This is a genomic window from Enterococcus sp. C63 (genome assembly GCF_040887215.1).
Lineage (GTDB): Bacteria > Bacillota > Bacilli > Lactobacillales > Enterococcaceae > Enterococcus_B > Enterococcus_B hirae.
This window is the reverse complement of record NZ_JBFOFI010000006.1, coordinates 163,339-188,142: the sequence shown is the minus strand read 5'-3', so window position 1 is coordinate 188,142 and position 24,804 is coordinate 163,339. Positions and strand designations below refer to the sequence as shown.

Annotated in this window: 20 protein-coding genes; 5 read left to right on the top strand and 15 right to left on the bottom strand. The window is 37.7% G+C overall.

The genetic code is table 11. The features are described 5' to 3' along the window. Positions 1 to 51: 51 nt before the first annotated feature. The 8 genes from AB3H90_RS10445 to AB3H90_RS10410 form a co-directional block, all read right to left on the bottom strand. Positions 52 to 276, bottom strand: coding sequence for a CsbD family protein (locus tag AB3H90_RS10445; protein WP_010720743.1), 225 nt, complete (start codon positions 274 to 276; stop codon positions 52 to 54). Between the two features lie 96 nt (positions 277 to 372). Next, complete coding sequence (iadA, locus tag AB3H90_RS10440) at positions 373 to 1,557, bottom strand: beta-aspartyl-peptidase (protein WP_368016686.1); 1,185 nt, start codon at positions 1,555 to 1,557, stop codon at positions 373 to 375. A gap of 235 nt (positions 1,558 to 1,792) precedes the next feature. Beyond that, positions 1,793 to 3,532 carry a putative basic amino acid antiporter YfcC gene (gene yfcC, locus AB3H90_RS10435; protein WP_367010554.1) on the bottom strand — a complete coding sequence of 580 codons (1,740 nt, stop codon included), beginning with the start codon at positions 3,530 to 3,532 and terminating at the stop codon, positions 1,793 to 1,795. Between the two features lie 680 nt (positions 3,533 to 4,212). After that, positions 4,213 to 4,812, bottom strand: a complete 600-nt coding sequence (locus AB3H90_RS10430) for an SIS domain-containing protein (RefSeq protein ID WP_010737187.1) — start codon at positions 4,810 to 4,812, stop codon at positions 4,213 to 4,215. A gap of 780 nt (positions 4,813 to 5,592) precedes the next feature. Next, positions 5,593 to 5,949, bottom strand: coding sequence for a hypothetical protein (locus AB3H90_RS10425; protein ID WP_010720747.1), 357 nt, complete (start codon positions 5,947 to 5,949; stop codon positions 5,593 to 5,595). 169 nt (positions 5,950 to 6,118) lie between these two features. Further along, entirely contained in the window at positions 6,119 to 6,988 is an 870-nt protein-coding gene (gene galU, locus AB3H90_RS10420; protein WP_034700586.1) for a UTP--glucose-1-phosphate uridylyltransferase GalU, read from the bottom strand. 31 nt (positions 6,989 to 7,019) lie between these two features. Next, complete coding sequence (locus AB3H90_RS10415) at positions 7,020 to 8,039, bottom strand: NAD(P)H-dependent glycerol-3-phosphate dehydrogenase (protein WP_161651982.1); 1,020 nt, start codon at positions 8,037 to 8,039, stop codon at positions 7,020 to 7,022. Positions 8,040 to 8,600: 561 nt separating this feature from the next. Then, positions 8,601 to 10,334, bottom strand: a complete 1,734-nt coding sequence (locus AB3H90_RS10410; protein ID WP_368016685.1) for a glycosyl hydrolase family 18 protein — start codon at positions 10,332 to 10,334, stop codon at positions 8,601 to 8,603. A gap of 217 nt (positions 10,335 to 10,551) precedes the next feature. On the opposite strand from AB3H90_RS10410, the gene AB3H90_RS10405 reads away from it, so the two are divergent. The 3 genes from AB3H90_RS10405 (at position 10,552) to AB3H90_RS10395 (ending at position 13,204) form a co-directional block, all read left to right on the top strand. After that, a complete protein-coding gene (locus tag AB3H90_RS10405; protein WP_368016684.1) occupies positions 10,552 to 11,424 on the top strand; it encodes a helix-turn-helix domain-containing protein in 873 nt (290 codons plus the stop codon). A 132-nt stretch (positions 11,425 to 11,556) separates the two neighbouring features. Next, positions 11,557 to 12,216, top strand: coding sequence for a lytic polysaccharide monooxygenase (locus AB3H90_RS10400; protein ID WP_096708774.1), 660 nt, complete (start codon positions 11,557 to 11,559; stop codon positions 12,214 to 12,216). Between the two features lie 343 nt (positions 12,217 to 12,559). Next, a complete protein-coding gene (locus tag AB3H90_RS10395; protein ID WP_368016683.1) occupies positions 12,560 to 13,204 on the top strand; it encodes a lytic polysaccharide monooxygenase in 645 nt (214 codons plus the stop codon). Between the two features lie 170 nt (positions 13,205 to 13,374). On the opposite strand, the gene AB3H90_RS10390 is transcribed toward AB3H90_RS10395, so the two are convergent. The 7 genes from AB3H90_RS10390 to AB3H90_RS10360 all read right to left on the bottom strand — a co-directional run bounded on the left by AB3H90_RS10390 (position 13,375) and on the right by AB3H90_RS10360 (position 20,807). Further along, on the bottom strand, positions 13,375 to 14,376 hold the full coding sequence (locus AB3H90_RS10390; protein WP_368016682.1) for an SIS domain-containing protein: 1,002 nt from the start codon (positions 14,374 to 14,376) through the stop codon (positions 13,375 to 13,377). A 12-nt stretch (positions 14,377 to 14,388) separates the two neighbouring features. Continuing rightward, positions 14,389 to 15,438, bottom strand: coding sequence for an SIS domain-containing protein (locus tag AB3H90_RS10385; protein WP_368016681.1), 1,050 nt, complete (start codon positions 15,436 to 15,438; stop codon positions 14,389 to 14,391). 16 nt (positions 15,439 to 15,454) lie between these two features. Then, the gene (locus AB3H90_RS10380; RefSeq protein ID WP_368016680.1) at positions 15,455 to 16,276 is read right to left on the bottom strand and encodes a PTS system mannose/fructose/sorbose family transporter subunit IID; all 822 of its coding nucleotides are present in this window, start codon (positions 16,274 to 16,276) and stop codon (positions 15,455 to 15,457) included. After that, on the bottom strand, positions 16,263 to 17,042 hold the full coding sequence (locus tag AB3H90_RS10375; protein WP_010720757.1) for a PTS mannose/fructose/sorbose/N-acetylgalactosamine transporter subunit IIC: 780 nt from the start codon (positions 17,040 to 17,042) through the stop codon (positions 16,263 to 16,265). The genes AB3H90_RS10380 and AB3H90_RS10375 overlap by 14 nt, the downstream gene beginning before the upstream one ends. 17 nt (positions 17,043 to 17,059) lie before the next feature. Beyond that, positions 17,060 to 17,530: a PTS sugar transporter subunit IIB gene (locus tag AB3H90_RS10370; RefSeq protein ID WP_010720758.1), complete on the bottom strand. Its 471-nt coding sequence runs from the start codon at positions 17,528 to 17,530 to the stop codon at positions 17,060 to 17,062. Positions 17,531 to 17,542: 12 nt separating this feature from the next. Next, complete coding sequence (locus AB3H90_RS10365; RefSeq protein ID WP_010720759.1) at positions 17,543 to 17,962, bottom strand: PTS sugar transporter subunit IIA; 420 nt, start codon at positions 17,960 to 17,962, stop codon at positions 17,543 to 17,545. 76 nt (positions 17,963 to 18,038) lie between these two features. Continuing rightward, positions 18,039 to 20,807 carry a sigma 54-interacting transcriptional regulator gene (locus AB3H90_RS10360; RefSeq protein ID WP_088745473.1) on the bottom strand — a complete coding sequence of 923 codons (2,769 nt, stop codon included), beginning with the start codon at positions 20,805 to 20,807 and terminating at the stop codon, positions 18,039 to 18,041. A 386-nt stretch (positions 20,808 to 21,193) separates the two neighbouring features. Between AB3H90_RS10360 and AB3H90_RS10355 the strand changes: the two genes are divergently transcribed. Together AB3H90_RS10355 and AB3H90_RS10350 are read left to right on the top strand one after the other, a co-directional pair. Then, entirely contained in the window at positions 21,194 to 22,909 is a 1,716-nt protein-coding gene (locus AB3H90_RS10355; RefSeq protein WP_094940098.1) for an ABC transporter ATP-binding protein, read from the top strand. Position 22,910: 1 nt separating this feature from the next. Further along, positions 22,911 to 24,677, top strand: coding sequence for an ABC transporter ATP-binding protein (locus AB3H90_RS10350; protein ID WP_010737174.1), 1,767 nt, complete (start codon positions 22,911 to 22,913; stop codon positions 24,675 to 24,677). The last annotated feature ends 127 nt before the right edge of the window (positions 24,678 to 24,804 follow it).

Sequence of the window (24,804 nt, the reverse complement as noted above, 5' to 3'; positions counted from 1 at the left end):
AAACCAGAGGATCATTCTCAAAGTTTTAACCAAACTTCTCTTTTGGAGAAACTATTTTTTATCATCTTTTTTGGAGAATTTTTCTTTGACATCTTCAAAGCCTTCTTTGATATCATCGCCTAAATTACGAGCTTTTTCTTTGATATCAGCACCAAGTGATTGTGCTTTCCCTTCAGCTTCTTTGCTTTTATCATCTGTTGCTTTACCGTAAGCTTCTTTTCCTTTACCAACTACTTTGTCTTTTGCATCTTCAGAACGTCCTTTTAAATCTGCCATCTTAATTCCTCCCTTAAATTTCTCATTTCTAACTATCTAACTATCTAACTATTATCAGGGTATCATCAACTTGAAAAACAGACAAACAGTATGCTCTTAGATCGTTTTTTCAAAGGTTCCCCACACTTTAACTTCTTTGTTTTCAACCATTACTTGTCCTTTGGCGATCACTGTTTCGATGGCTAAAGTTTCTTTGTCAAGTATACATAAATCAGCATCGTTCCCTACTTTGATTGTTCCTTTTTGCTCCAGCTTTAACACACGAGCGGGATTGACTGTGATTGCTCGCAAGGCTACTTCAAGTGGAATCTCTTCTTTTTCTACCGCTTCTTTGATACCTACCAGTAGTGATTTTGCGCTTCCGACACCCATACCAAGAAAGTGATTTTTTTCATCAAAGTAAGGTAAACTTCCTTGTCCATCAGATGACATTGTAAAATGATCAAGGGAAACGCCAGCTTCGATCAACTGTTTTAAAGCTTTACTAAAGCGGACTTCCCCATCTGTTCGTTCCCAAAAATCAGGATCTTCGCTCGCTGTGAAGTCAATTGTCCCACCTTTTTTCGCAAACTCGATACAAGCTGTTAAAAGTTCTGGCGTGCGGTTGGCATGGGTAGGTAAAAATTGCGTAATCGGAATCTCGGTTTCCTCAACTACCCTTGTTAATAACTCTAGTTTACGTTTTCCTCCACCTAAATGGACATTGACGATACCAGCTTTACCAGACAACATACCTCCTACTCGGGCATCAGCAGTTGCTCGAGAAAATTCTTCAAATGTAGGCTGAGATGATCGATGGTCAGAAACAGCAATTTCGCCAATTCCGATGATTTTATCAATTGTCAAAAAATCTTTGATGATTGAATCCGTAACCGTTTTGAGTGGTAACCGATAAGAACCTTCATAGACGTAAGTTGAGATTCCTTCTGCTTCTAAGCCTTTTGCCTTACTGATAAGTGCAGTCATGTCACGACCTTCACCATCTGTTCCCAAACACCCAACAACTGTTGTTACACCCGCTGTCGTCAATTGACTTAAAGTTACTTCTGGCGTACGATTTTGAAAACCGCCCTCTCCACCTCCACCTAAAAGGTGAAAATGGCAATCAATAAAGCCCGGTGTCAACACTTTCCCACTACCGGAAATTTCTTCCACTTCTAACTCAGCATAGCCACCGGTCAACGCTTCTTCAAGCGCAATAATTTTATCTCCGGCAATCAATACATCCATGACCCCTAAATAATCTGGTGCATAGACCTCAATTTGACGAATGATTTTCATTTGACTTCATCCTTTCTGATACCGATATTTTGATTTTCTTTGTTTCAAAAGTAACTATTTTTATTATAAAAAAGCCGAAGAATAATGAAAATAAGACAAACTATTTTCAGTCTCTTCGGCTTGCTTTCTATAAGTCAACTTTTTGGCTAGTAAGTTTGAAAAAGCATCTAGTTCCTCTGTCATCAGAAAAAACACGATTCGTGGATTCTTCACTAGCCTTAACTTTATTGCTTCGCTATTGTAAGCCGATTGCTATCGCAATCATGATAAAGATAGTACCTAGGACAAAAAAGAAGCCTTGCATTTTGATTTGGAATCTTGCCCATTTTGCCCACTCGATACGTGCAACACCTAAGACACCAATCAAACTAGCTGATACAGGGGTAAAGGCATCCATAAATCCAGCGCCTAATTGATAAGCTAATACAGCTACTTGACGAGAGACCCCTACTAAGTCAGCAAGTGGTGCCATGATTGGCATCGTTAACGCCGCTTGACCAGAATTGGATGTCACGACTAAATTAAACAGGCTTTGGAAAATATACATTGCCCACGCTCCGATAGCCGCTGGTACTCCTGCTAAAGCTGTACCGATGCCATGTAAAATGGTGTTTAAAGCAGAAGGAACAGAAGCATCTGAGCCACCTAATACTAATAAGATCCCTTTTGCCATCCCTACAACGATTGCTGTTCCAGCTAGATCAGCAGCACCCGATTGGAAAGAAGAGGCAATATCATTGATCCGCATGCCATCCAATTTGAAGATTACTGCAATGATCCCTGCGACTAATCCCATAACAAAAAATTGTGAAGCAATTTCTGGGATATAATACCCTTCTTGCGTAACACCCCAAACGATCCAAACCAATACGATGAGCATTTCAATTAAAATCAATTTGTGTCCCAACATAAACGCTTTTTTCTCGTCGGTTGTTTTTTTCAAATGACTTCTGAAATAATCATCTGATTTATACGTCAATGAGCTTTCAGGGTTTTTACGGATTTTCTCCCCATAAATCATCAAATAGCCAGCAGATAACGCTGTGATAACGACCCACATGATCAATCGGAACGTCGCACCCGATAACACTGGAATGCCAGCGATCCCTTGAGCAACTGCTACACTAAACGGACTCATCCAGGAAGTCGCATTTCCGACTTGAGAGGCGACATACGTGACTGTTACTGCAACGATCGAGTCATAACCAAGAGCTATCACAAATGGGACCATCACCATAGAAAAAGGAATGACTTCCTCTGCCATGCCGAATGTCGCGCCACCGAATGAAAAAGCAAAAAATAATAGCGGTAAGGCTAAACGCTCCAGTCCCCTTGTCTTACTGATGAAAGCATAGATCCCTGCATCAATTGCCCCGGTGCGCATGATAATTCCAAAAGCACCACCAACAACTAAAATAAGTGCAGCGATTCCGACAGCCGATCCATACTTGTCTCCTGAAACTAACCCTTCAAAGACAAAATTCAAAAATCCGAAACCACCAAAATCATCGGTCCCCCATACTCGAGCCGTTTTATGGAGTTTTTTTGAAGTATCATAAATGCGTTCGCCAAATTGGTCATAAAGTACATCATCTGTTAAAGAGATTTCATCTAACTTTTCTTGCGTTAATTTCTTTTCACCTTCAGAAATCACTTCTTCTAACCCTTTTTCAGGGACTTTTAATTTCTCTCTTTCCGTCGGATCATTTTGTAACTTCTCTAATTGATCAAATACATAGGAGCGATCCAAGGCATAAGCATAACGAAATGAATCTTGGCGTAATACAGTTCGCGTACTTGTTTCTCCATTTGCATCTTGGTATTCGATATCTTGTGTACTAAATTTTCCTGCTGGTACAATAAATGTCAGCAACCAAGCAAGGATGACCACTCCAAAAATGATGACATAAGTATGGGGTGTCGTCATTTTTGTGAGATCCCGTTTGGATTTCCCCGAAGACACTTGCTTCTTCACTATGAAGTCTTCCTTTCTATCTTTAAATTTTTATGAATAAAACAATCAATATCAGATTAGATTATACAGCAAAAAAACGCTAAACACATTAATTATCTATTAAAGCAATCTTTTTTATTTTTGTTAAAAGCAACCAAAAAAAGTTAAATAATTCTCTTGTATTTTGTGATGCAAGGATATAATCAATTAGTTTCATATGATATCTTTACTTGTTTTATTATTTATGAAGAAAAACCAATTATATTTTATCATTTTTAAAATATGTATATTTTTTCAACATTCGATATAAATAGAATTTTTTATTCATTATTTATCCGAAAAAAAACGAATAAAAAAACAGATAGTCTATTAGAAAAAATAGCTGCTTCAGACTTTTTTTAATCTATAAACAATCTTCATTGCAATAATCATAACTAATGTACTATAATTGCAATGTAAAGAGTTTTGGGGAAGACTCTTTCATCAACGTGTATTAAGAGACAAAAAAGAATTCAAGTGAATTCTTTTTTGTCTCTTCTTTGTGATATTTTGCTTGTTTAACTATTGAAAAAAAGAGGTTACCTTGCTCTACTTTTTACACTAACACTTAGAAATCGCCGAATGTTCCTAGTTTTATTCAAAGGTGTCCCTTTTTCATCTACTTCAAGGCAATGTTTCCATTCATTCTATTTTTACGTTCCCTAACGAATCAGCTGGCAGACTGTAAAATATAGGGTTTGCTGCAATAGTAATATGGTAGCGATAGAGGAACTATCACAAAGAGCAAGCTCAACTTCTGACAATGATAAAGCGGTATCATTCATTTGTGCATGGTTATCCAATACTAGGTCAGCAAATTCAAACAGTCGCAACCCATTACTGTGTTGTGATTTGATACTTCGCGAGAGATCAAATCCAGTAACAATAATCAGTAAATGACCATTTGACTTTATCCATTGAGCTAACTCCACAATACTTGGATCCCTGCCTTCATTGGAAAGAAGTAGAAAAATATCTGCTTGTTTGACAGAGAGCTGATCAATGATCGCTTTTCCTGTTCCTTCCAAAGTTTCATATATCCCATTTGCCGGATTTTCAATTAACTTGCCCGGTATCATTTCAGGTAAATGCTCCCAAAACTCAAATGCTATCCCGCTTAGTGTACGACTAGCAAAGATTTGTAAACGTCCACCTAATGAAACTTGACGAGCAATTAAAGAAGCAGCTTGAACCATCAAGGGTTCTTCGATTCTTAATTTCTTTTCTAGTTGCTGATAATAATCAAAATAGCGTAAACTCATTTATTTCTCCACCTTTAATTTCACAACAAAAACAGCAAGTGCGCTAAAACATAAAAAAAGAAATCAATTAAGACGTATCAACCTTTTGCTTGAAAATGAAAGATAAAAAAAGGCATTGAGCATACTGCCCAATACCTTGACATAGTAAATAAACGAGCTACCGACCATCGAAAAACCGACACAAGGGTAGAAATCTCCCCAGAAATTAGGTACAATAAATACGGTCGATGCCTTGCATTGACTATGGCAAATGATCGGTCAGGGTGTATACGTGTGACTGGTCATTCCCTGATAGTTAGTTGCCGCTAACTATTAGGGAGCCTTTTTTTATTCTGCTGTTTCTATCTTCAATCATTTTAAGTAATCTATCAGACAAGTGCAAGTCCGAAAAAATAAAAAAACCATGGTCTGTTTTCTTGACATATAAATCAACTTTTTTAACTGAACAAGAATCCTATCACGATAGGATTCTTGTTTTTAGATTTATTTTTTGTCAATGATAACAGCCAATATCTACTTAAATAAATAAATTTGCCATCCACAATTAAACATGTCATGATCATTTTTTTGTTTAGCCTACCAAGATGACTCTCCCCTACTGCTTTTCGCTAACTCCCATTCCTTAAATGGCATACTCAGACCCTAAAACCAGACAAAAAAGCAACCGCTCATCCAAATAAAATGGATTTAATCAGCGGTTGCTTTGTTCTAACGAAAAACTCAAGCGAGCAATAACCGTAGTTGCAAGCTACATGGATCAACTTTCTTAACTCACTGCTTTTAGCGTTTATCTGATCGTTTTGTTCTGCGATGAGAAGCCGTGTGTCTGCCTTTTTTGCCGATATGGACGCCTCTAAAAAAATAAGGGATAAAGATGATGAAATAACCTATGATAAATATCAAAGCAAAAATCATAGCTTCCCACGCACCTAAAGCAAGTTCAAGCATAACACTTAAAATAGAAATTGTTGCTAAATACCAGATAAAAATCAATAATTTCTCTTTTTTTCTAGCCATTTGAATGAAAACATATCCACAAATTAGCACCAATGGAGTCAAAAACAACCAGTTATTTCCTTCCATCAGCCATTTCAATCCATCAAGAAGTGTTTGACCGATTGTAATCAATTTTCCCATACAAAGCTACACACCTTTTCTGTATTTAAAAGTCAATTTTGCCATAACTCTTTTATATTACTACATAATAAGAAAAATGACGTTTATTTTAATAGCTAACAAAAAGTATTTTACTAAAATTTAAGCAACAAACTAGATAAGACCAAGTAAAAGTACCTTAGTTTAGAAATTATAACTCTTTACTAAGTTGTATCAGATACTCTTTAAGGGCAGCGCCGATTTCTGGATGTTGTAACCCATAATCAATATTGGTTCGCATGTAACCATATTTATCACCAACATCATATCGTCTCCCTTTAAAATTTCTTGCATAGACTTTTTGATGGCGATTTAATGTATCAATCGCATCCGTTAATTGGATTTCATTGCCCGCACCTGGTGTTTGCGTTTCGAGTATTGGAAAAATGTCTGGTGTTAATAAATAGCGTCCAATAATGGCAAGGTTACTAGGCGCCTCTTGAGGAGTAGGTTTTTCTACCATTTTTCTTACTCGATATAACCCAGTTTTTTCTTCCTCTCCAGGATCAATGATTCCATATTTTCCTGTATCTTCTGGCAAAACTTCCATCACTGCAATCGTTGATGAATGAGTTTCCTCGAAGTCCATCATTAGCTGTTTTGTCAAAGGGACTTGATCCACCATCAAGTCGTCCCCTAACATGACAACAAATGGTTCATCTCCTACAAATGCTTTGGCCTGAAGAACTGCATGCCCTAATCCTTTAGGGTAAGATTGTCGGATAAAATGAAGATTAACAGCTTCCGTTTCCTTGATGGTACTTAATAAATCGAGTTTTCCCTTCTCACGCAGATTTAATTCCAATTCAAGGTTAGCATCAAAATGATCTTCGATAGGACGTTTTTCTTTCCCAGTAACAATTAAAATATCTTCAATCCCAGATTTTAACGCTTCTTCAACAATGAATTGGATCGTTGGTTTGTCAACAATAGGAAGCATTTCTTTAGCCATTGCTTTTGTCGCAGGTAAAAAACGCGTGCCTAAACCACCTGCAGGTATGATTGCTTTCTTAACTTTCATACACCCCGTCCTTTCATTTCAATATAAGCCCTTAGCTTAATGAAAATTCATTCTCTATTTTACCATCTCGCAACATGATTTCTTTGGCTGCTTGTTTGATGTCTTCTCCATTATATAATACATTGTAGATTGTCTGTGTGATCGGCATCTCTACCCCTAGTTGTTCCGCTAATTCAACCGCAGCTTTAGTGGTAGAGACTCCTTCAACCACCATTCCCATATTCTCAAGTACTTCTTCTAATTTATGTCCTTGACCAAGCAAATTTCCTGCTCGCCAGTTACGAGAATGAACACTTGTACAAGTCACGATCAAGTCACCTACACCACTCAAGCCAATAAATGTCAATGGATTGGCACCCATTGCCACTCCTAGACGGCTAATCTCCGCTAATCCTCGAGTCATGATCGCCGCTTTTGCATCATCACCAAAACCTAATCCATGGATGGCACCAGCACCGATAGCAATGATATTTTTTAAAGCCGCACCCGTTTCAACTCCGATGACATCATTATTCGTATAAATTCTAAAATAATCATTCATGAACAGATTTTGCACATAGATTGCCGCTTGCTGATCAATGCTTGCAGCAGTAATGGTCGTAATATCATGAACAGCAACTTCTTCCGCGTGGCTTGGTCCAGAAAGCACGACGATTGCCTTTCTTTTTTCCTCTGGAATCTCTTCAGCAATAACTTCAGAAATGCGTTTATGTGTTCCTTGCTCTAACCCTTTACTTGCATGAATGATGATTGGTTTAGTATTCATTTTCTCAATCAATTCTTGAGCAACTGAACGAATGGCTTTCGTTGGTACAACGAATAAAACCGCATCGACATCCTTCACTGCTTCTGCTAATTCTTTATAACCGATAATCGTTTCGGAAATTTTTAGGTTAGGTAAAAATTGTTTATTTGTATGATACTGATTAATTTCATCGATTTGTTCAGGAACATTTCCCCAAATACGAACATCATGTCCGTTTTCTGCTAAGGTTTGCGCTAAAGCAGTCCCCCAAGAGCCTGGGCCTAAAACTGCAATTTTTTGTTTCATTGATATTCCTCCAAATAGTTGATAGTAACTATTATAGTATAGATACTCTAAATGTTGAAAACTATTTTTCCCGTTTTAACAGTTTGTTTAACACTTGACATTGTTGTATTAAGATACATTTTAATTTTATGTCATTCAAAGCGTTATAATTATCGTATAAATAATCATTGAATCAACTAGAAAGGGGGGCTAGAATATGTGGTCTGTTACACCGCCATTTTAATTAATGTTTCAGTTATTTTTATTCCAGCGATATGGGTTGCATCGTTTGTCCCATCACTTTTGTACGATCGTTACTAAATGATAAAAGAAGAAAACACCACAATTCAGATTGAACTGTGTGTTTTCTTCTTTTGTTTATTCTCTCATCCTGAACAACTGAAAATAACTATTTAGATCAGAGCATGTAAAATGGTTGCGTGGCTTATCTTATATTTTGATTCTGACAATTTTATGTAAAAAAATCAGAGTGCGCTTTATATGTGTATGTCCTCATTACATCCTCATTGTAATAGCCCTGACATACTGCACTCTGACTCTTTTTTTATTTTGTTAACTTTATTAACTGATCTTCAGCCATAATGCTAAAGCCACATCAGGTTCCCAACCGATTTGTCCCATGTGGATGTTACGACAACGGTAAAGATTTCCTTTATAGGTCACAATATCACCAATATTATATAATTTCCCAATTTTCCATTCTTCTGCTTGATTATCTGCTGTCGTTTTCGCTGTCACTTGTTGACTTTTCTTAGAAATACCAGAAGAATTGACTGCTGCGATTTGATAAGTGTATGTCGTATCAGACATTAATCCCTTGTCTATAAAATCTGGTGTCATCGAGGTTGTTAATAGAACGCCATTTCGATAGATTTCATAGCCGATGACCTCTTCTTTCGGATCATTTGCAGACCAACCGAGTGTCACAGAGTTTTGCGATACACCTTTTACTACTAGACCAGTTGGCATCGAAGGGGCTGGTAATTGTGAACCAGCTTGTGTTCTGATCGTTAATACATCAGACGATGTTGAGCGATTTCCTGATGTATCGACTGCTTCAACCGTAAATGAATAGGTTGTGTCTGGGGATAAATTGCTCACCGTATAATTGGTTATGTTACTAGTGCCAATGAGTTGTTTGTTTTGATAAATATTATAATGAGAAACACGCACATTATCAGTAGAAGCTGACCAGCTTAATGAAATGCTTGATTGCGTTGAAGTTCCTTTTAAATTTTCTGGTTTAGAAGGTTTCTCAGTATCTGGTACTTGCTCTTTGAACAATCCTTGATAAGCATTCGCAAACGACTGATTATAGGCAATCCCAGCTTTATTTCTGCCCTCGTCCCAATTGACACTCCATGTCATGATTCCTTTTAATGGCGTTTGATCTTTTGTCATTTGTTCAAACACTTGATAGACCTTTGAAGGATCTTTAACATAGCCATTCGCTGCGGCATCTTCGTTAGCTGGGATCCCTAATGCTAGTTTACTTGCAGGAATTTGGATAAAGCCACCGCTTCCTTCATTAAATGATTTTGAAATCCCGTACAAAAATTCATACTTTTTATTGTCATTGTTTTGGGCAATCCATTCCGTCCCAACACTGATCCCATCGCCTGCTTGATTATACAATTGAGGGGCAATAAAGTCATATTCATTTTGTAAAGCTGTAATGTATGGTACATATGCCCCATTTGTTCTTAAGTATGGAAATTCAGGCGCCATTGAGATAATAAAATGTTTGTTTTCTTTCTTGTAATGCTCACGAACGATTTTTAATGCCGCCGGAATGACTGTTTGATTATCCCCAGCAGCCACCGCAGTTTGTTCCAAATCAATATCTAATCCATCAAAGCCATATACTTCTACTAACCGAATGATTTCATTCGCAAAAGCTTGTTCCTGGCCACGATGTAATTCAATATGTGAATCTGCTCCTCCTAGAGAAATAATGACTGCTCGCCCTTGCGCATTCAATGTTGCTACTTTTTCACGAAAGGCCTGATCCGTCATATTATAAGGTTTAAAAGTAGGAATCCCTTCTCCTTTCATAAACGAAACCGTCACTACATTGTAAAAAGGATTTATTTTGGCCAAATCAATGTCGGCTGGACGACCTCCTTGATAGCCTGCGCCTTGTTCCGCTTGCCAGTTATGATAGTATCCGACTGCAATTTGTTTATTCGTGAGGTCAGGCATCGTGTCTGCTGCATCAGCTGCAAAAACCGTCGTACCTCCACTTACTATTGCACTAAACACGCCTACAGAAAATAATACTAGTTTTTTCTTCATCAAACCGCCTCCATTATTCTTTATTACATAACATATTACACCACCAATTAAAACGATTACAATTATTTGCATAGTATTGCAACACCCAAATAATCGATTACGCACTTTTTCTTTAAAAGCGCGCAAAAATGACGCTTTATTTAAATTTTATTACATTTGTGATATATTTAAAAAAACATCTACAATATATATAAAAAAACACTAGGAGGATAAAAACATGACTAACCATTCGTCTCTGATTCGTAAGTTAAGAAAAGAACGTGGCTTAACACAAGAACAGTTGACACGAGGTATCTCACAACGAGGAACCCTTGCTGCGTTTGAATCAAGAGGAACAAAGATCAGTTTTGAACTATTAGTTAACTACCTTGAACGAATGAACATTACTTTAGAAGAGTATCAATTTCTTCTTAATAGCAATTCACTTACGAATAAACAAAAATTAACCAACTATCTCATCTCATCCAAAAAAATCACTCACGAACAAGAATTAGAACTACTAAACGAATACGAAAAAACAGGCAGCATCTACTATCGTTTGATTTATGCCCAACGAAAATTGATTATGAACTACCTCTACGACCATACTGATACCACTTTGAAAATAGAAGAAGAAATTTTTGTGATCAAAAATTATCTTGAAAAAATTGAAACCTGGGGACATTTTGAACTAACGATTTTTTCAAACTGTTTGTTTATTTTTGATGATCAATACATCATCCATCTCTTTCAAACCAGTGTATCAAAAATGAAAACGTACATAGACGCTACCTACTATTCAGAACTTTTCTCTAATTTTATTCTAAATGGTTTACGCCTCTCATTTAACCGTCATTCTGCGATTCTTAGAAAACTTTTTCTATGCGAACTGAAAAGATTAACGCAAAATCACAAACAGTCAATTGATCTTGCCCAGTATAAATTATTTGCGGCTTTGGATCGATTAGCAGATGGCGATCATTCAGCCATCCCGGAAATCGAAAAGGGTCTTCGTTTTTTTGAGTGGTTAGATTTGACTAATGCTAAAGAATATTTTAGTAATCTCAAAAATTCATTGATTGAAAGCAGTTTACAAAACAAAGCTAATTAACAATTACGAACCGGAAGATGTTATTTTTGTTGTAATGCTAGACAAACAATCTAAGCTTATTGTTCTCCCCGTTATACTAAATCCATGAAAAGAAAATCTTTTCATAAAAATTATTTGGAGGAAAGTTATAATATGAAAAAAAGTTCTTTATTAGGGTTAGGTTTGGTTTTAGCAACGACAGGATTGACAACATTATCTTCCGTCAATGTTTCAGCACATGGTTATGTTATCTCGCCAATTAGCCGTGCCTATCAAGGTCAATTGGATAAAGAAAACATTGGCTATGATTTCGCAGTTCAAAAATATGGTCCGATCATTAATGAACCACAATCACTAGAAGCTCCTCAGGGATTCCCTAAAGGTGGACCAGCAGATGGAAAAATCGCTTCTGCAAATGGTGCAAGAGGATTTGAATTAGATAAGCAAACTTCTAGTCTATGGACGAAACAAAATTTAACAGGGGGAGCGACAAAATTCACTTGGAAGTATACGCAATCACACCCAACTAGTAAATGGCATTACTATATCACTAAACCAGGTTGGAATCAGAATAAACCACTTTCTCGCAATGAACTTCAATTGATCGGCGAAGTCCAAGGAAAAGGTGCGCAAGCTAGCACGAGTCCAACTCACACCATTACGATCCCAAATGACCGGATAGGGTATCATGTGATTTTAGCAGTTTGGGATGTAAGTGATACATCAAATGCCTTCTACAATGTCATTGATGCGAATATCCAACCTCGTAGTATCTTAAATGATTTAAATGAATCCTTAAATGAATCCATGTGATTCTCTTTAACTGAACAATCAATCATTCTTCATTTTCTTTACTGTTTATTGAAAACATTTGCTCATTCTTTCCCACGATGGGTAGTTCTAGTATTGCTAGGCTCAACATCGTGGGATCTTTTTCGTTTCACTTTTGCCACTCATCAATAATAAGAGCGTATCAGAAAGAAGTTATCTTTTATCGAATGCTTTTTCATGATATCGAACTGAGTTTACTTTTTTAGGAACCATACTTTTTTTGTTGCAATAACAAACAATATTTAACCCTCTTCTCCTATCGTTTTATACTATTTTTGTGAAAAAATTTATTTCACATAATAAGCAATTGATGGAGGGAATCAAGATGAAAAAAAGTTTAGTCGTAGGATTAGGTCTCGTTTTAGCAACAACTGGTTTAACTGCCTTATCGACAGTTAATGTGGATGCTCACGGTTATGTGGAGAAACCTATCAGTCGTGCCTATCAAGGAGAATTAGACAGTAGGCAGAATTGGCATGCAGCTCTTGAAAAATACGGTGAAATAATTACTGAGCCACAATCACTAGAAGCACCTAAAGGATTCCCAAATGGTGGACCTGCAGATGGAAAAATTGCTTCCGCAAATGGTGCCAAAGGATTTGAATTAGACAAACAAACTGCTACTATTTGGACAAAACAAAACCTTTCAACTGGTCCAACGAAATTCACTTGGTCTTATACTGCCGCGCATAAAACAGCTAAATGGCATTACTATATCACGAAAAATAATTGGAATCCAAACAAACCATTATCCCGCGATGAATTTCAATTTATAGGTGAGGTAGACGGTCACGGGAAAGATGCCGACACAAATCTAACACACACGATCACTATTCCAGGTGATCATCTCGGTTATCATGTCATCTTAGCCGTTTGGGATGTGAATGATACTTCAAATGCCTTTTACAATGTGATTGATGCGAATATCCAACCTCGTAATCTCTTAACTGACTTATCAAACAATTCATAAAAATTCTTCTATCAACATATCAATACACGGATCAAATCGCTCACTTGATCCATGTCATAACAAAAAAACATACCAGCATGAACCGTTTATTTCACTGACAGACGATTCATATTGGTATGTTTTATTTTATTGTTTTACGAAATCGTTCCTCTTAGAACTGAATGTGTCGCTTAATACTCAAATTGACGGTAATATCTTCTGATTTCTAAGGGGTGACAATTTAATTGCTCGATATGCGCATCGATTCGTTGCGTCACCGCATGCATCAGCAAATAAGAAAGGACACGTCCACGATAACTTTCGTCAATTCCTTCAATTGGATAGTCTTTTGTATCAATCAATGTATAATTTGCACAGATTTTTGGTAATAGGTTTGCGACTCTTTCTGCAAGTACACGTTGTTCATCTTCTCCTAAGAACAACGTCACTGGTGTCGTTTCTTCAATCACTTCTAGCGTACCATGTAAAAATTCAGCAGCGTGGATCGATTTAGAAGGCAACCAACTTTGCTCTTCCCAATAACACATCGCATAAGAATAGACAGCGCCCCATTGGTTCCCAGCACCGATAAAATAGTGCATCGAATCATGACGATGTTTTTCAGCAAACGCTAATCCAAAAGCATCTGCTTGTTTTTCGGCTTCGGCTAAGCCAACTGCTAAGTGCTCTTCTAATTGTTGATAATAGGTTTCGTAGTCTTCAAATTCGCCATGATTATACATCAAACGATCTGCGACCATAAAGAATTTGATTTGTTCGGTTCCAGGTGCAGGATAAGTGATCGTATGGTCACAAAGTTCAGCGAGAATACTCTCTTTTGTATCAATAAACCCGATCAGTGTCGCACCCACTGTTTTGATTTCTTTGACCGCTTGCACGACTTCTTGCGTGGTACCAGTAACTGAAGACAAGACAACAATTGATTTTTCTGTTAGGCGTTTGTTGCCAGTTGTGTAATATTCTGCTGCATGTTGGACATAAACAGGCAGGTTACTTTTACCGTTCATATAAGTCACAGCTTGCATCGCTGACGCGTAGGTTCCGCCGATTCCTAAATAATAAATTGCATCGAATCCCTCTCCCAATCCGTCAATGATTTGTTCCACTTGCGGACGTAAAGCTAGCGCCCCATTGATATCCTCGATTTGTTTTTGTTCATTGAATTTTAACATAGTCTCCACCTCTTAAATTTTACTTTTTAATACTTCATCAAAATCATCAAAAATTCTTTGACCTAAATCGATCCCTTTGATAGTCGCAATTTTATAAGCCAAAACTTGGATCGGTACAACTAAAGCTAAAACAGAAAGATCTTCTTCGCTAGTGATTCCCAGACTAAGCTGATTCTCAGCAGTTTCTCCTTCAGTCGTTACAACAATGACCTGTCCAACATATTGTTTCATGTATTGTGCTAATCGCTGGGAACGTTTTTGACTATCACTGTTGGTTTCCAGGAAGAATAGGATGTGACCAGGATTGGCTTCTAAATACGGACCGTGCATGTATGCCTCTAATTCAAAGCCTTGGGAAGGTTCCCGAACAGTTTCCGTAAACTTGGTTTCAAACTCTTTCGCTGTTCCCCAATTCGGTCCATACCCGATCGCAATAAATCGTTTTGCTACACGAAAGAGTGCTTCATTTTTTTCAAAAAATTGTTCTGTTTGCGCAATGATCTGAGGAATTTTCATCACGATTTCTCTTAGTTGAACTAGTTTTTCTTCTTTTTGCGCTGCTGTTATTCTGTCTTTACTGGTTCCAATCGCTAGACCTAAGAGAATCAACTGAAGAACGGTTGCTGAATAGCCCTTGGTAACAAACCCCACTTTTTCCACGCCCATATTCAAGTCAATCACTTGATCCACTTCTTTGGTGATCGGACTTTGATCATCTCCAGTTAAAGCGATCGTCCGTCGTTTTGATGATCGGATCTTTCGAATGGCATCGACTGTCGAAGCACTTTTCCCACTTTGAGAAACAGCGATGACTGTGTCAACTTCTTCTGACAATTTCCCATAATGATTAAAATGATAAGGTTCTTGGATATCCACAGTGATATCTCCATAGCTTTCTAGTGCCGGCTTTGCAGCAAGACAAGCATTATACGAAGAACCTGTCGCCAGAATCAGAACGTGTTGCATGTTTTGATAAGACACATGAAGTGACGAATCATTCTTTTCAAGAATCGCTGATAAAGCTGTTTTTTCTTCATGAATATAATCAAGCATTGTGACCATCTTGTTCTCTCCTTTTCTAAAAGATACCAATCCATGAACCAGCAATCCCAAAAATAGCTAATCCAATCAAAATCATCAATGGTTTGACTTCTTTTTTCAATAAATAAAAGACTGCTCCAAAGGCACCTAAACTTAAAATATGAGGAACGATATCATCAAAAATACTTTGGATCGTGACGGCATTTTCACCTGTTCCGATTTTCAAAAGAATATTGATATCGATCATCGTCGCAGTCATCCCGCCAACTACCATCAATCCAATGATTGAAGCACCTAACGTCAAACTTTCCATCATTCCGTTTGCTTGGATTTTCTTTAAAAATCCAGTACCTAGTCGATAGCCCCAACTTGTTGCCAAGTAACGAAACAAAACATGAGGGATATTGAAAATCAAAAGGAATAAAATTGGTCCTAAGATATTTCCTTGTAGTGCTAGCGAAGTCCCAACACCCGTCGCAATCAAACGCAACGTTCCCCAAAAGAATGAATCGCCTAACCCTGCTAAAGGACCCATTAGTGAGGTCTTGATACTATCGATAGCTGTTACATCAAACTCTGGGTCATTTTTATTTTCTTCTTCCATCGCTGCATTGATCCCTAAGATCAGGGTCACGATATGTGGTGTCGTGTTAAAAAATTCTAAGTGTCGTTTAAGCGCTGCTGACATTTCTTCTTTAGTATGATAGAGCTTTTTCAAGATGGGAATGATGGCAAAGACATAGGCCATATTCATCTGTCTTTCATAGTTCCATGAAAATTCCATTTGAAATGAGCGCCAAAAGACCTGATTCAATTCTTTTTTGGTCACTTTGTGTTCTTCTTGATTAGAAGTCTTCATCCTCTTCTACCTCCCCTGCTGAAGTTTGAACGGATACTTGACGTACGTTCATGATATTGACGACAATGACGGCTAAGATCGCCCCAAAGATGGCAATACCTGTTACTGGAATCTCTAAGTAAGCTGCTACAGCAAAGCCTAAAAAGAAATAAGGTGCTACTTTTTTATTGATCAATAAACGTGCCAGCATGGCAAATCCAAGTGCTGGAATCAACCCAGTTGCAACGGTCAAGCCGTTTTGCACAAAATCTGGTATTTTCGCTAAGAGATTCCCGATCGTTTGACTTCCGACTAAATAAGAAATCATGACTACCAGACCAAGCATCAATGACAAGCCGAAACCAGCTAGTAAGTGCATGTGTTCGACCCCTTTATAATTCCCATCCTCCGCATAACGATCTGCTCTGTGGTTCATGATCGGAATCAATAGTCCTAAATAAACATTTTTTAAAATAAGGGTAAGTGTCGCAATTGGTAAACCTAATAGTAATGCTGTTTCTGTTCCTGCTCCTGCAGTAATGGCAAATGCAGTTCCTAAGATTCCACCGGTCACAACGTCTGGTGGAATCGATGCTCCAACTGAAAATGAACCAATAAAAGCTAATTCCAAAGTTGCTCCCATAATAATACCTGTTTTTACATCTCCCAAAACAATCCCTGTAAATAATCCCGTTACGATCGGACGAGAAAGCAGGGAAGTTCCTAACGCATACTCTGATTGCGCAATAAAGGCAACCAGACCTAAAAGAATTGCTTGTAGGATCATCTTTTATTCTTCCTTTCTCATAAGACTTCCTTTGCTGCTATTTTTTTATCTGCTGGTACTTGACGAATTTCTACTTCTATCCCATCAGCGATCATTTGTTCCAACAATTTTTCTTCTTCAGGTAATACGTTGACCGCTTTACCTAGACTCCGCGTTCCTTCCTTTGCTTTAATCCCACCTAAATTGATTTGCTTGATCTGTGGACAAGCTTTTGCTAATTGATACGCATCTTTCACAGACTCTACTACGATAAATAGTTTATATTTATCCGTTACGCCACTTTGTAATGCAGCGATCGAATCTTCAATCGATTTGATCACTAGTTTCACTCCTTGTGGCTTTGCCAGCTTAATGGTTGTTTTGCGTATTTCATTGTTTGGCACATCATCATTTGCGATCAAAATACAATCTGCCCCAATTGATTGTGTCCAAGAAAAAGCGACTTGACCATGCAATAAACGATGATCGACTCTTGTTAAAATAATCATTTCCAATCCCTCCTAAAATTCTTCTTCTTCCATTTTTTTTTCGATACTTTCATTACAAAATTGGATCATTTCTTTTGAATCATTCAATACCTGATGGATCAATTCAACGATTGAATCAGCTGTCTCAATTTTTGTGGCAATCTCAATCAACAATGGCAGATTCAAACCAGCAATCAAGTAGATATTCGGTCGGTTAATGTACTGCAAAAATTCATTGTTTACACTGCCACCAAATAAGTCAGTGATGATAATCAACTCTTGCCCTTGATGATCGTTGATCAATTGCTGCACTGATTTTGCTAAATCAAACGTTTCAGTTCCATAGCAATCTAACGCTAGGATCGAATGCGTTTTACCAAAAATAAGTTCCAAAGAATCTAAAATCCCTGAAGCAAAACGTCCATGGGAGGCTAGAATAATTGTTCTTTCCATGTTTCCACCTCTTTCTTACTCTCACTACAAATAAAGCAAGATACGTGCCAACATAGTGGCGGTATCTTGCTTACGATTAAAATTCTTCTTCTGAGCCTATTTTATCCTCTACATTTTCGAGAATATCATAAATATAAGCGACTTCTGATGGTGGGATCGTGACACTATAATGTTCTTCGATGACACTAAATGCTTCTTTGATTCGATCCAAGGTTTCTTTTTGACACTGTAACAACTGTTCTTGACCATGGTAACTTTCAATCGGGATCTGCCTGATCAATCGCTCGATCAAACAACTGACATGGACAAAAAGGGCGATCTTTTGTGGCGTCGTGATGTTCTTATCAAAACGCATCTCCAATTCACGCATAAACAACTCGATTTCTGTCATCACTTTTTCTGTATCAAGGATCGTCACCGACTCCAGTACTTTTTCTAATGAAAAATTTCGGACAAATTGCTGATCAAAGTTAGCTTGTTCTTTCAATGAAAAAATAGGAGCCAGCCATTGAACAAGTTCATCCATTTTCTCTCCTGAAATCAATGACTCTAACGAAAGATATGGCATCGTGTCGATTTGAGGATTCGTTGTCCCAATGATGCCAATCACATCGTACATCGAAAAAACCGATTCCGTTAATTTTCTTTGTGTTAATACTTGGTATTCATAAGGGATGATTTTAAGTGCGCTGTTTGCTGGTAAACTTTTTTCAAGTAGTTCACTCATATGGACAGCCGTTCCGATCCCCGTCATGCAAGTGATCAGTAATGCTTTTTGTTTATTTTTTTGAGGGTAAATGATCGTCCACTCTGCTTCCAAGGAGGCCACCGCTTCCTTGACTATTTCTTCCAGATCAGTCATTTTTTGCATTTTTTCTCCAATACTGATAACTAATGGTGTTGTCACATTATTCAAAATAACGATTGGGGCAAAGACCTGATCTTTGAATAGTTGATGGATTTCTTTTAGCGAGCCCATATCAACTAAAATAATCAGTCCATTAGAGATATCATGACGATTACTGTAATCGATCATTTCATCCGCAATTTGTTGGGGTGTCACATCTAAGGGCATATCAAAGGATTCAAACAGATCATTTCCCAACAGTCGATTAGCGACGTTTGCCATACTACTAGCGGTAGCATAACCATGAGCAGCAATGATTGCTTTAGGCACACTTTGTTCTTTTGTCCATTTCGTCCGTCTCAAATAGATCGTTAATAAAATATGATCTAATAAAGTAACTTCTAAATCTAACTTAGCTTGTGTCAATTCCAAGATCCGATGGGCGTAGTGATAGTTTGCTGGATACATTAGTTCTAACTGGCGGTCTAGTTCCTTGATCAATTGTTCGATTTCTCCATCTTCTGGTAACCACTTTACTGTGCTTCTTTGATAGAGATAATAACTTAGCGCATAGACGCTGTTACCATCAAACTTGATCTGATAGGCACTTTCCATTTGTTTTAGCGTTTCTCGAATGGAGTGCAACCAGTAGACTAGTAGTTCATGTTTTTCTTGGCGACTCGTTTCAAAGAGTAAAAAATCAAATAAATAAACGACTTCTTCTTTTAATTTTTCCTCACAGTTACTTACTGTTGCGCCATTTTTCTTAAAGGTCAATAATAGTTGTTCAAAGCAGCGGATCATTCGCTCCTGTTCTGGTTGTCTTTTTTCAACCAAATGAGCTAATTCTTTTTTCTCAGTGATCCACACAGCTGATTGGGCTGGACTGTCTTGATGGGGAACCTTCAAAAGATATCTTTGTAAATGTTGGAGTTTGATCGATAGGCTCTCTTCCTCTTTTTGTTCAGCGAATGCTTTGGCTACAGCTACTTTTACGCTATTTTTCAATTCACCGATGTTTCCCGAAAAACTTTGGTTCGTCAATAATGACAGCACTTGACCACTCACTTTCATTGGTCGCTCGATTTTTCTTTGTTCATTTAAGAAAAAAGAATAAATCAGCTCCAATCGTTCTTCTTTTCCACGAGCACGTAAAGAAGGCAGATCAATCTTAAAAGGAATCCGACGCATAAAAGTGGGCAGAAAATGTTTGGTGACTTCTTCAGTCGTAGCAAAGAAGAGCCGAACATCGACTTTTTTCCCCTGATTCGTTTCTCCCATTCGATAAATAATCCCTTGATCCAGATACGTAAACAATTTTTCTTGTCCTTCAGGGCTAAGTCGATGAACTTCATCTAAAAATAATAATCCCCCATCGGCTGCCTCAAAAGCGCCAACCTTATCTTGTGTCGCACCGGTGTATGCTCCACTGACATGTCCAAATAAATTACTCGTCAACAATTCTGGATTGTCGGCATATTGGGCACAATTTAACGTCACGAAAGGCGCATTTTCTGGTAAGAGATCATGTTCTAAACAGTATTGATAAACGATATTGACTAAGAAGCTTTTCCCTGTACCACTTTCTCCAGTTAATAGCACAGGTAGCCCACCATCTGGATAAAAAAGAGCTGTTTTGATTTGTTCAATGCTTTCTTTCAAGCTTGCTTCGTGACCGATCACTAAAGAAAAAAGATCTTTACTTCTTGAAAAAATAGGCTGTTCAGCCCTAATTTCTTCAGTTGAGGCATAATACGTTTTACTTAAAGCAAAAAATTGCTGTTCAAAAGCCATTTTATGAAAGTAATAGACCGGACGAGAATTGATCTTAACCAAAATGCCAGCTTCATTTAATTGATTAAGATAATGACTGACCGTATTACGTTTCACTTTAAAGTATGCTGCTAAATATTTCGCTGTAAAAACATCACTTAATTGTGCTAAATCGATAAATGCCGTTTGATTTTCTAAATAATCTTGGATTTCTTCTTTTAACATTCTCTCACCTCTTCTCCATCATAGGAAACGCATTCATTTTGTCAATAGCTATTTTTATCTAAAAAGAAGGAGAAACAAACGAGATTCGTCAATGACTTTTTTTGCTAATTCACTTCAAAGTTTCATTTATGAAAAGGCTTATTCACTTTTCATTCTAAATTTCATAAGATACAATGTGAGAGTACCTACTTATACATAGGAAAGTACTCGTTTAAGACAAAGGGTCATCAATGTAAAATAGACAGAAATTTCTTGCAACTGACTCCCCTTTCTCTTAAATCCGTGCCTACCGTTTAAGTAGCTAAGAAAGAAATTCGAGAAAATTTATTTGGCTTTTTCTTAAAAATTCTCTTAGCTAATGGTAAATATATTTTAGGAGGAATCATATGATTCAGTTATTGCGTTATGCAAAAGATTACCGTAAACAAATCATTCTGGGTCCCGTTTTTAAATTCTTAGAAGCTGTCTTTGAATTGATTTTGCCATTATTGATGGCCTCATTGATTGATAACGGTCTAAAGATGAATGATCGTGGTGTGATCATCCAAATGGGGATCTGGATGGTCGTGATGTCAGTTGTTGGATTGATTTGTGCGATTATTTGTCAATATTATGCTTCAATAGCTTCACAAGGATTTGGTACTGAGCTTAGAAATCAACTAATCAAGAAAATCAATTCCTTTTCACATAGTGAATTAAATCATTTTGGTACAGATACATTGATCACTCGAATGACGAACGACATCAACCAACTCCAATTAGCATTAGCCATGGTAATCCGTTTATTGATCCGTGCGCCATTTCTAAGTATCGGTTCAGTCGTCATGGCCTTTGTGATTGACTGGGAAATCGGCTTGTTTTTCTTAGCTATCCTACCGATTTTTTCAATCATTTTATACTTTATCATCAAAAAAACAATTCCACTGTACCAAAAAGTCCAAGAAAAACTGGATCGTTTAAATGAAACGGTTAGTCAAAATCTAAGCGGTGTTCGTGTAATTCGAGCATTCTCCCGCACAAAAACAGAAATTGATACTTTTGATGAGGACACCGATGAATTAGCTAAAAACTACTTACGTGTTTCAAATATCTCAGCTCTCTTATCACCGGCTACCACATTGATCATGAATATCGGTATTATTTGTTTGTTGACTGTTGGTGGGATCAAAGTCAATATCGGACATTTGCAACAAGGTCAAGTCCTTGCGTTGATCAATTACATGAATCAAATGTTACTGGCATTGATCGTCGTTTCTAACTTGGTCGTTATCTTTACCCGGGCCGAAGCTTCAGGTAATCGGGTCAAAGAAGTCCTAGAAACTGAGACCACACTGACAGATGCAGAAGATGCCTTGACACCGAATTTCCAATCCGAAAACATCGTTCAATTTGAACATGTCGACTTTCGTTATACTGAAAAGTCAGGATTATCTTTACAAGACATTACTTTTGCTTTGAAACGAAACACGGTTTTGGGGATCATTGGACCAACCGGTAGCGGAAAAACAACCTTAACTCAATTGATTCCACGTTTCTATGACGTCAACGCAGGTTCCGTCGCTTTTGATGACGTAGATGTTCGCTCATGGAAACTTGATCCTTTAAGAAGCCAAATCTCACAAGTTCCTCAAACCGCTGTTCTATTCACTGGAACCATCCGTGAAAACCTTCAATGGGGAAAAGAAGATGCCACAGATGAAGAATGTTGGGAAGCTCTTAGAATTGCTCAAGCAGAAGATTTTGTTCGACAACTTCCTAAAGGATTAGAAACAAAGGTAATGGAAAACGGAAAAAACTTTTCTGGCGGTCAAAAACAACGGCTAACGATTGCACGTGCGTTAATTGCCAAACCTGAATTATTGATTTTAGATGATTCTTTAAGCGCGTTAGATTATCAAACCGATCTTAACTTAAGAAAAGCATTACAAACCTCACTAGATACGACAGTCATTATTATTTCTCAACGAATCCGCTCGATTCAAGAAGCACATAAGATCCTCGTGATGGATCAAGGAAAGATCGTTGCGCAAGGGAAACATGAAGATTTATTGAAGGATTCCGTTGAGTATCGCGAAATCGTCGCATCACAGGAGGAAGAATAAGATGAAAACAAAAAAATTATCCTGGAAAACCCTCAAACGATTCGTTCCTTACCTTACAGCCTATTCAAAAGATATCTGGTTTGCGATCCTTTTAGGGATCATCAACGGGATCGCTACTGTGGTAATGACTTTACAGATTGGTCAAAGTATTGACCAAATGATCGGCGCAGGTCAAGTTCGATTTGCTCAATTGTTCCACCTCTTATTATTATTTGGCGGGATCGTATTGATCAACGTGATCAGTCAATGGCTGATCCAAGTCTTAAGTAATCGCTTGGCTTATCTTTCCGTAGCAAAATTAAGAAAAGATGCCTTTGCACGTTTGAATAAATTACCGCTTCGTTACTACGATCAAAATTCACACGGGAATATCGTTAGTCGTTTTACCAACGATATGGATAATATTTCCATTGCGATCTCTGCGGCGTTTAACCAAATGTTTGCCGGTGTGGCCATCATCGTCTTGTCTTTTATCTTTATGTTACGCCTTAGCCCGTTATTGACACTCGTCGTGATCTGCTCCACACCGATCATTTTTCTTGTGAGTTGGATCGTTGCCCGTGCATCACAAAACGACTTTGACAATCAACAAAAGATTATCGGGAATATCTCTGGCTTTGTTACCGAACGGATCGGGAATCAGAAAATCGTCAAAGCCTTTCAACAAGAAGAAATGAATCAACGACAATTCCAAGCATTGAACACTGATCTCTATCAAAAAGGACAACGTGCCCAATTTTCTTCTTCTTTGACGAATCCGTCTTCTCGTTTTGTGGATCACTTAGCTTATCTTTCGATTGGATTAGTTGGTGGTTTACTAGCATTAAGAAGTGGCTCAGCCATTACAGTCGGTGTGATCTCTAGTTTCACGATCTATTCTAGTCAGTTTTCTAAACCGTTTATTGAACTTTCTGGAATCACGACACAGATCCAAACCGCTTTTTCTGGATTAGAACGTGCCTTTGAACTCATCGATCAACCCGAAGAAACGCCAGATGAACCTAATGCTTATGCGTTGAATCCAGCAACAATCAAAGGTGAAGTAGCGTTCAATCATGTATCCTTTTCTTATGAACCAAGTCAACGATTGATCGAAAATTTCAGTTTTGTTGCTAAACCAGGGCAAACGATTGCGATTGTAGGTAAGACTGGTGCTGGTAAATCCACGTTAGTTAACCTGTTGATGCGTTTTTATGATGCGACAGGTGGAACCATTACGATCGACGGGTATGATATTCGAGATATCCAAAGAGATAGCTTGCGAAAAAGCTTTGGAATGGTTTTACAAGATACTTGGCTCTTTGACAGTACGTTAAAAGAAAATCTACAGTATGGCAATCCAGATGCTAGTGATGAAGAAATCAATCAAGCACTCAAAGCTTCGTATATGTATGAATTTGTGGAACGCTTGCCTGAAAAGTTAGCAACAAAAATCGGCGGACAAGGTCTGAAAATCTCTGACGGACAAAGACAATTGTTAACGATCGCCCGTACAATGATCAGCAACCCTCCCATGTTGATCCTAGATGAAGCAACTAGTTCAGTCGATACTTTGACGGAAAAGAAAATTCAAGATGCCTTTTTAACAATGATGGAAGGCAAAACGAGCTTTGTGATTGCCCATCGTTTATCGACAATCAAAAATGCCGATCAAATCTTAGTCATGGAGCAAGGCGCCATCGTTGAGATGGGTACTCACGATGAATTACTACAAAAAGACGGGTACTACCATCAACTATATCAAGCGCAGTTTACTAAAAATAGTTAACTCAATCAAAAAGTAGTTGTAATAAATCAGTGTAACTGTCCCTCAAGAGCTAGTTTTTCACTAACTTTTGTGGGACAGTTATTATTTTATTAGAGAAAAGCATTAAAAGAACCTATTCATTCACTCC

Coding starts and splice junctions, on each gene's coding strand:
- AB3H90_RS10445 (WP_010720743.1), bottom strand. CDS start 276: ATGGCAGATTTAAAAGGACGTTCTGAAGATGCAAAAGACAAAGTAGTT.
- iadA (WP_368016686.1), bottom strand. CDS start 1,557: ATGAAAATCATTCGTCAAATTGAGGTCTATGCACCAGATTATTTAGGG.
- AB3H90_RS10430 (WP_010737187.1), bottom strand. CDS start 4,812: ATGAGTTTACGCTATTTTGATTATTATCAGCAACTAGAAAAGAAATTA.
- AB3H90_RS10425 (WP_010720747.1), bottom strand. CDS start 5,949: ATGGGAAAATTGATTACAATCGGTCAAACACTTCTTGATGGATTGAAA.
- galU (WP_034700586.1), bottom strand. CDS start 6,988: ATGAAAGTTAAGAAAGCAATCATACCTGCAGGTGGTTTAGGCACGCGT.
- AB3H90_RS10415 (WP_161651982.1), bottom strand. CDS start 8,039: ATGAAACAAAAAATTGCAGTTTTAGGCCCAGGCTCTTGGGGGACTGCT.
- AB3H90_RS10410 (WP_368016685.1), bottom strand. CDS start 10,334: ATGAAGAAAAAACTAGTATTATTTTCTGTAGGCGTGTTTAGTGCAATA.
- AB3H90_RS10405 (WP_368016684.1), top strand. CDS start 10,552: ATGACTAACCATTCGTCTCTGATTCGTAAGTTAAGAAAAGAACGTGGC.
- AB3H90_RS10400 (WP_096708774.1), top strand. CDS start 11,557: ATGAAAAAAAGTTCTTTATTAGGGTTAGGTTTGGTTTTAGCAACGACA.
- AB3H90_RS10395 (WP_368016683.1), top strand. CDS start 12,560: ATGAAAAAAAGTTTAGTCGTAGGATTAGGTCTCGTTTTAGCAACAACT.
- AB3H90_RS10390 (WP_368016682.1), bottom strand. CDS start 14,376: ATGTTAAAATTCAATGAACAAAAACAAATCGAGGATATCAATGGGGCG.
- AB3H90_RS10385 (WP_368016681.1), bottom strand. CDS start 15,438: ATGGTCACAATGCTTGATTATATTCATGAAGAAAAAACAGCTTTATCA.
- AB3H90_RS10380 (WP_368016680.1), bottom strand. CDS start 16,276: ATGAAGACTTCTAATCAAGAAGAACACAAAGTGACCAAAAAAGAATTG.
- AB3H90_RS10375 (WP_010720757.1), bottom strand. CDS start 17,042: ATGATCCTACAAGCAATTCTTTTAGGTCTGGTTGCCTTTATTGCGCAA.
- AB3H90_RS10370 (WP_010720758.1), bottom strand. CDS start 17,530: ATGATTATTTTAACAAGAGTCGATCATCGTTTATTGCATGGTCAAGTC.
- AB3H90_RS10365 (WP_010720759.1), bottom strand. CDS start 17,962: ATGGAAAGAACAATTATTCTAGCCTCCCATGGACGTTTTGCTTCAGGG.
- AB3H90_RS10360 (WP_088745473.1), bottom strand. CDS start 20,807: ATGTTAAAAGAAGAAATCCAAGATTATTTAGAAAATCAAACGGCATTT.
- AB3H90_RS10355 (WP_094940098.1), top strand. CDS start 21,194: ATGATTCAGTTATTGCGTTATGCAAAAGATTACCGTAAACAAATCATT.
- AB3H90_RS10350 (WP_010737174.1), top strand. CDS start 22,911: ATGAAAACAAAAAAATTATCCTGGAAAACCCTCAAACGATTCGTTCCT.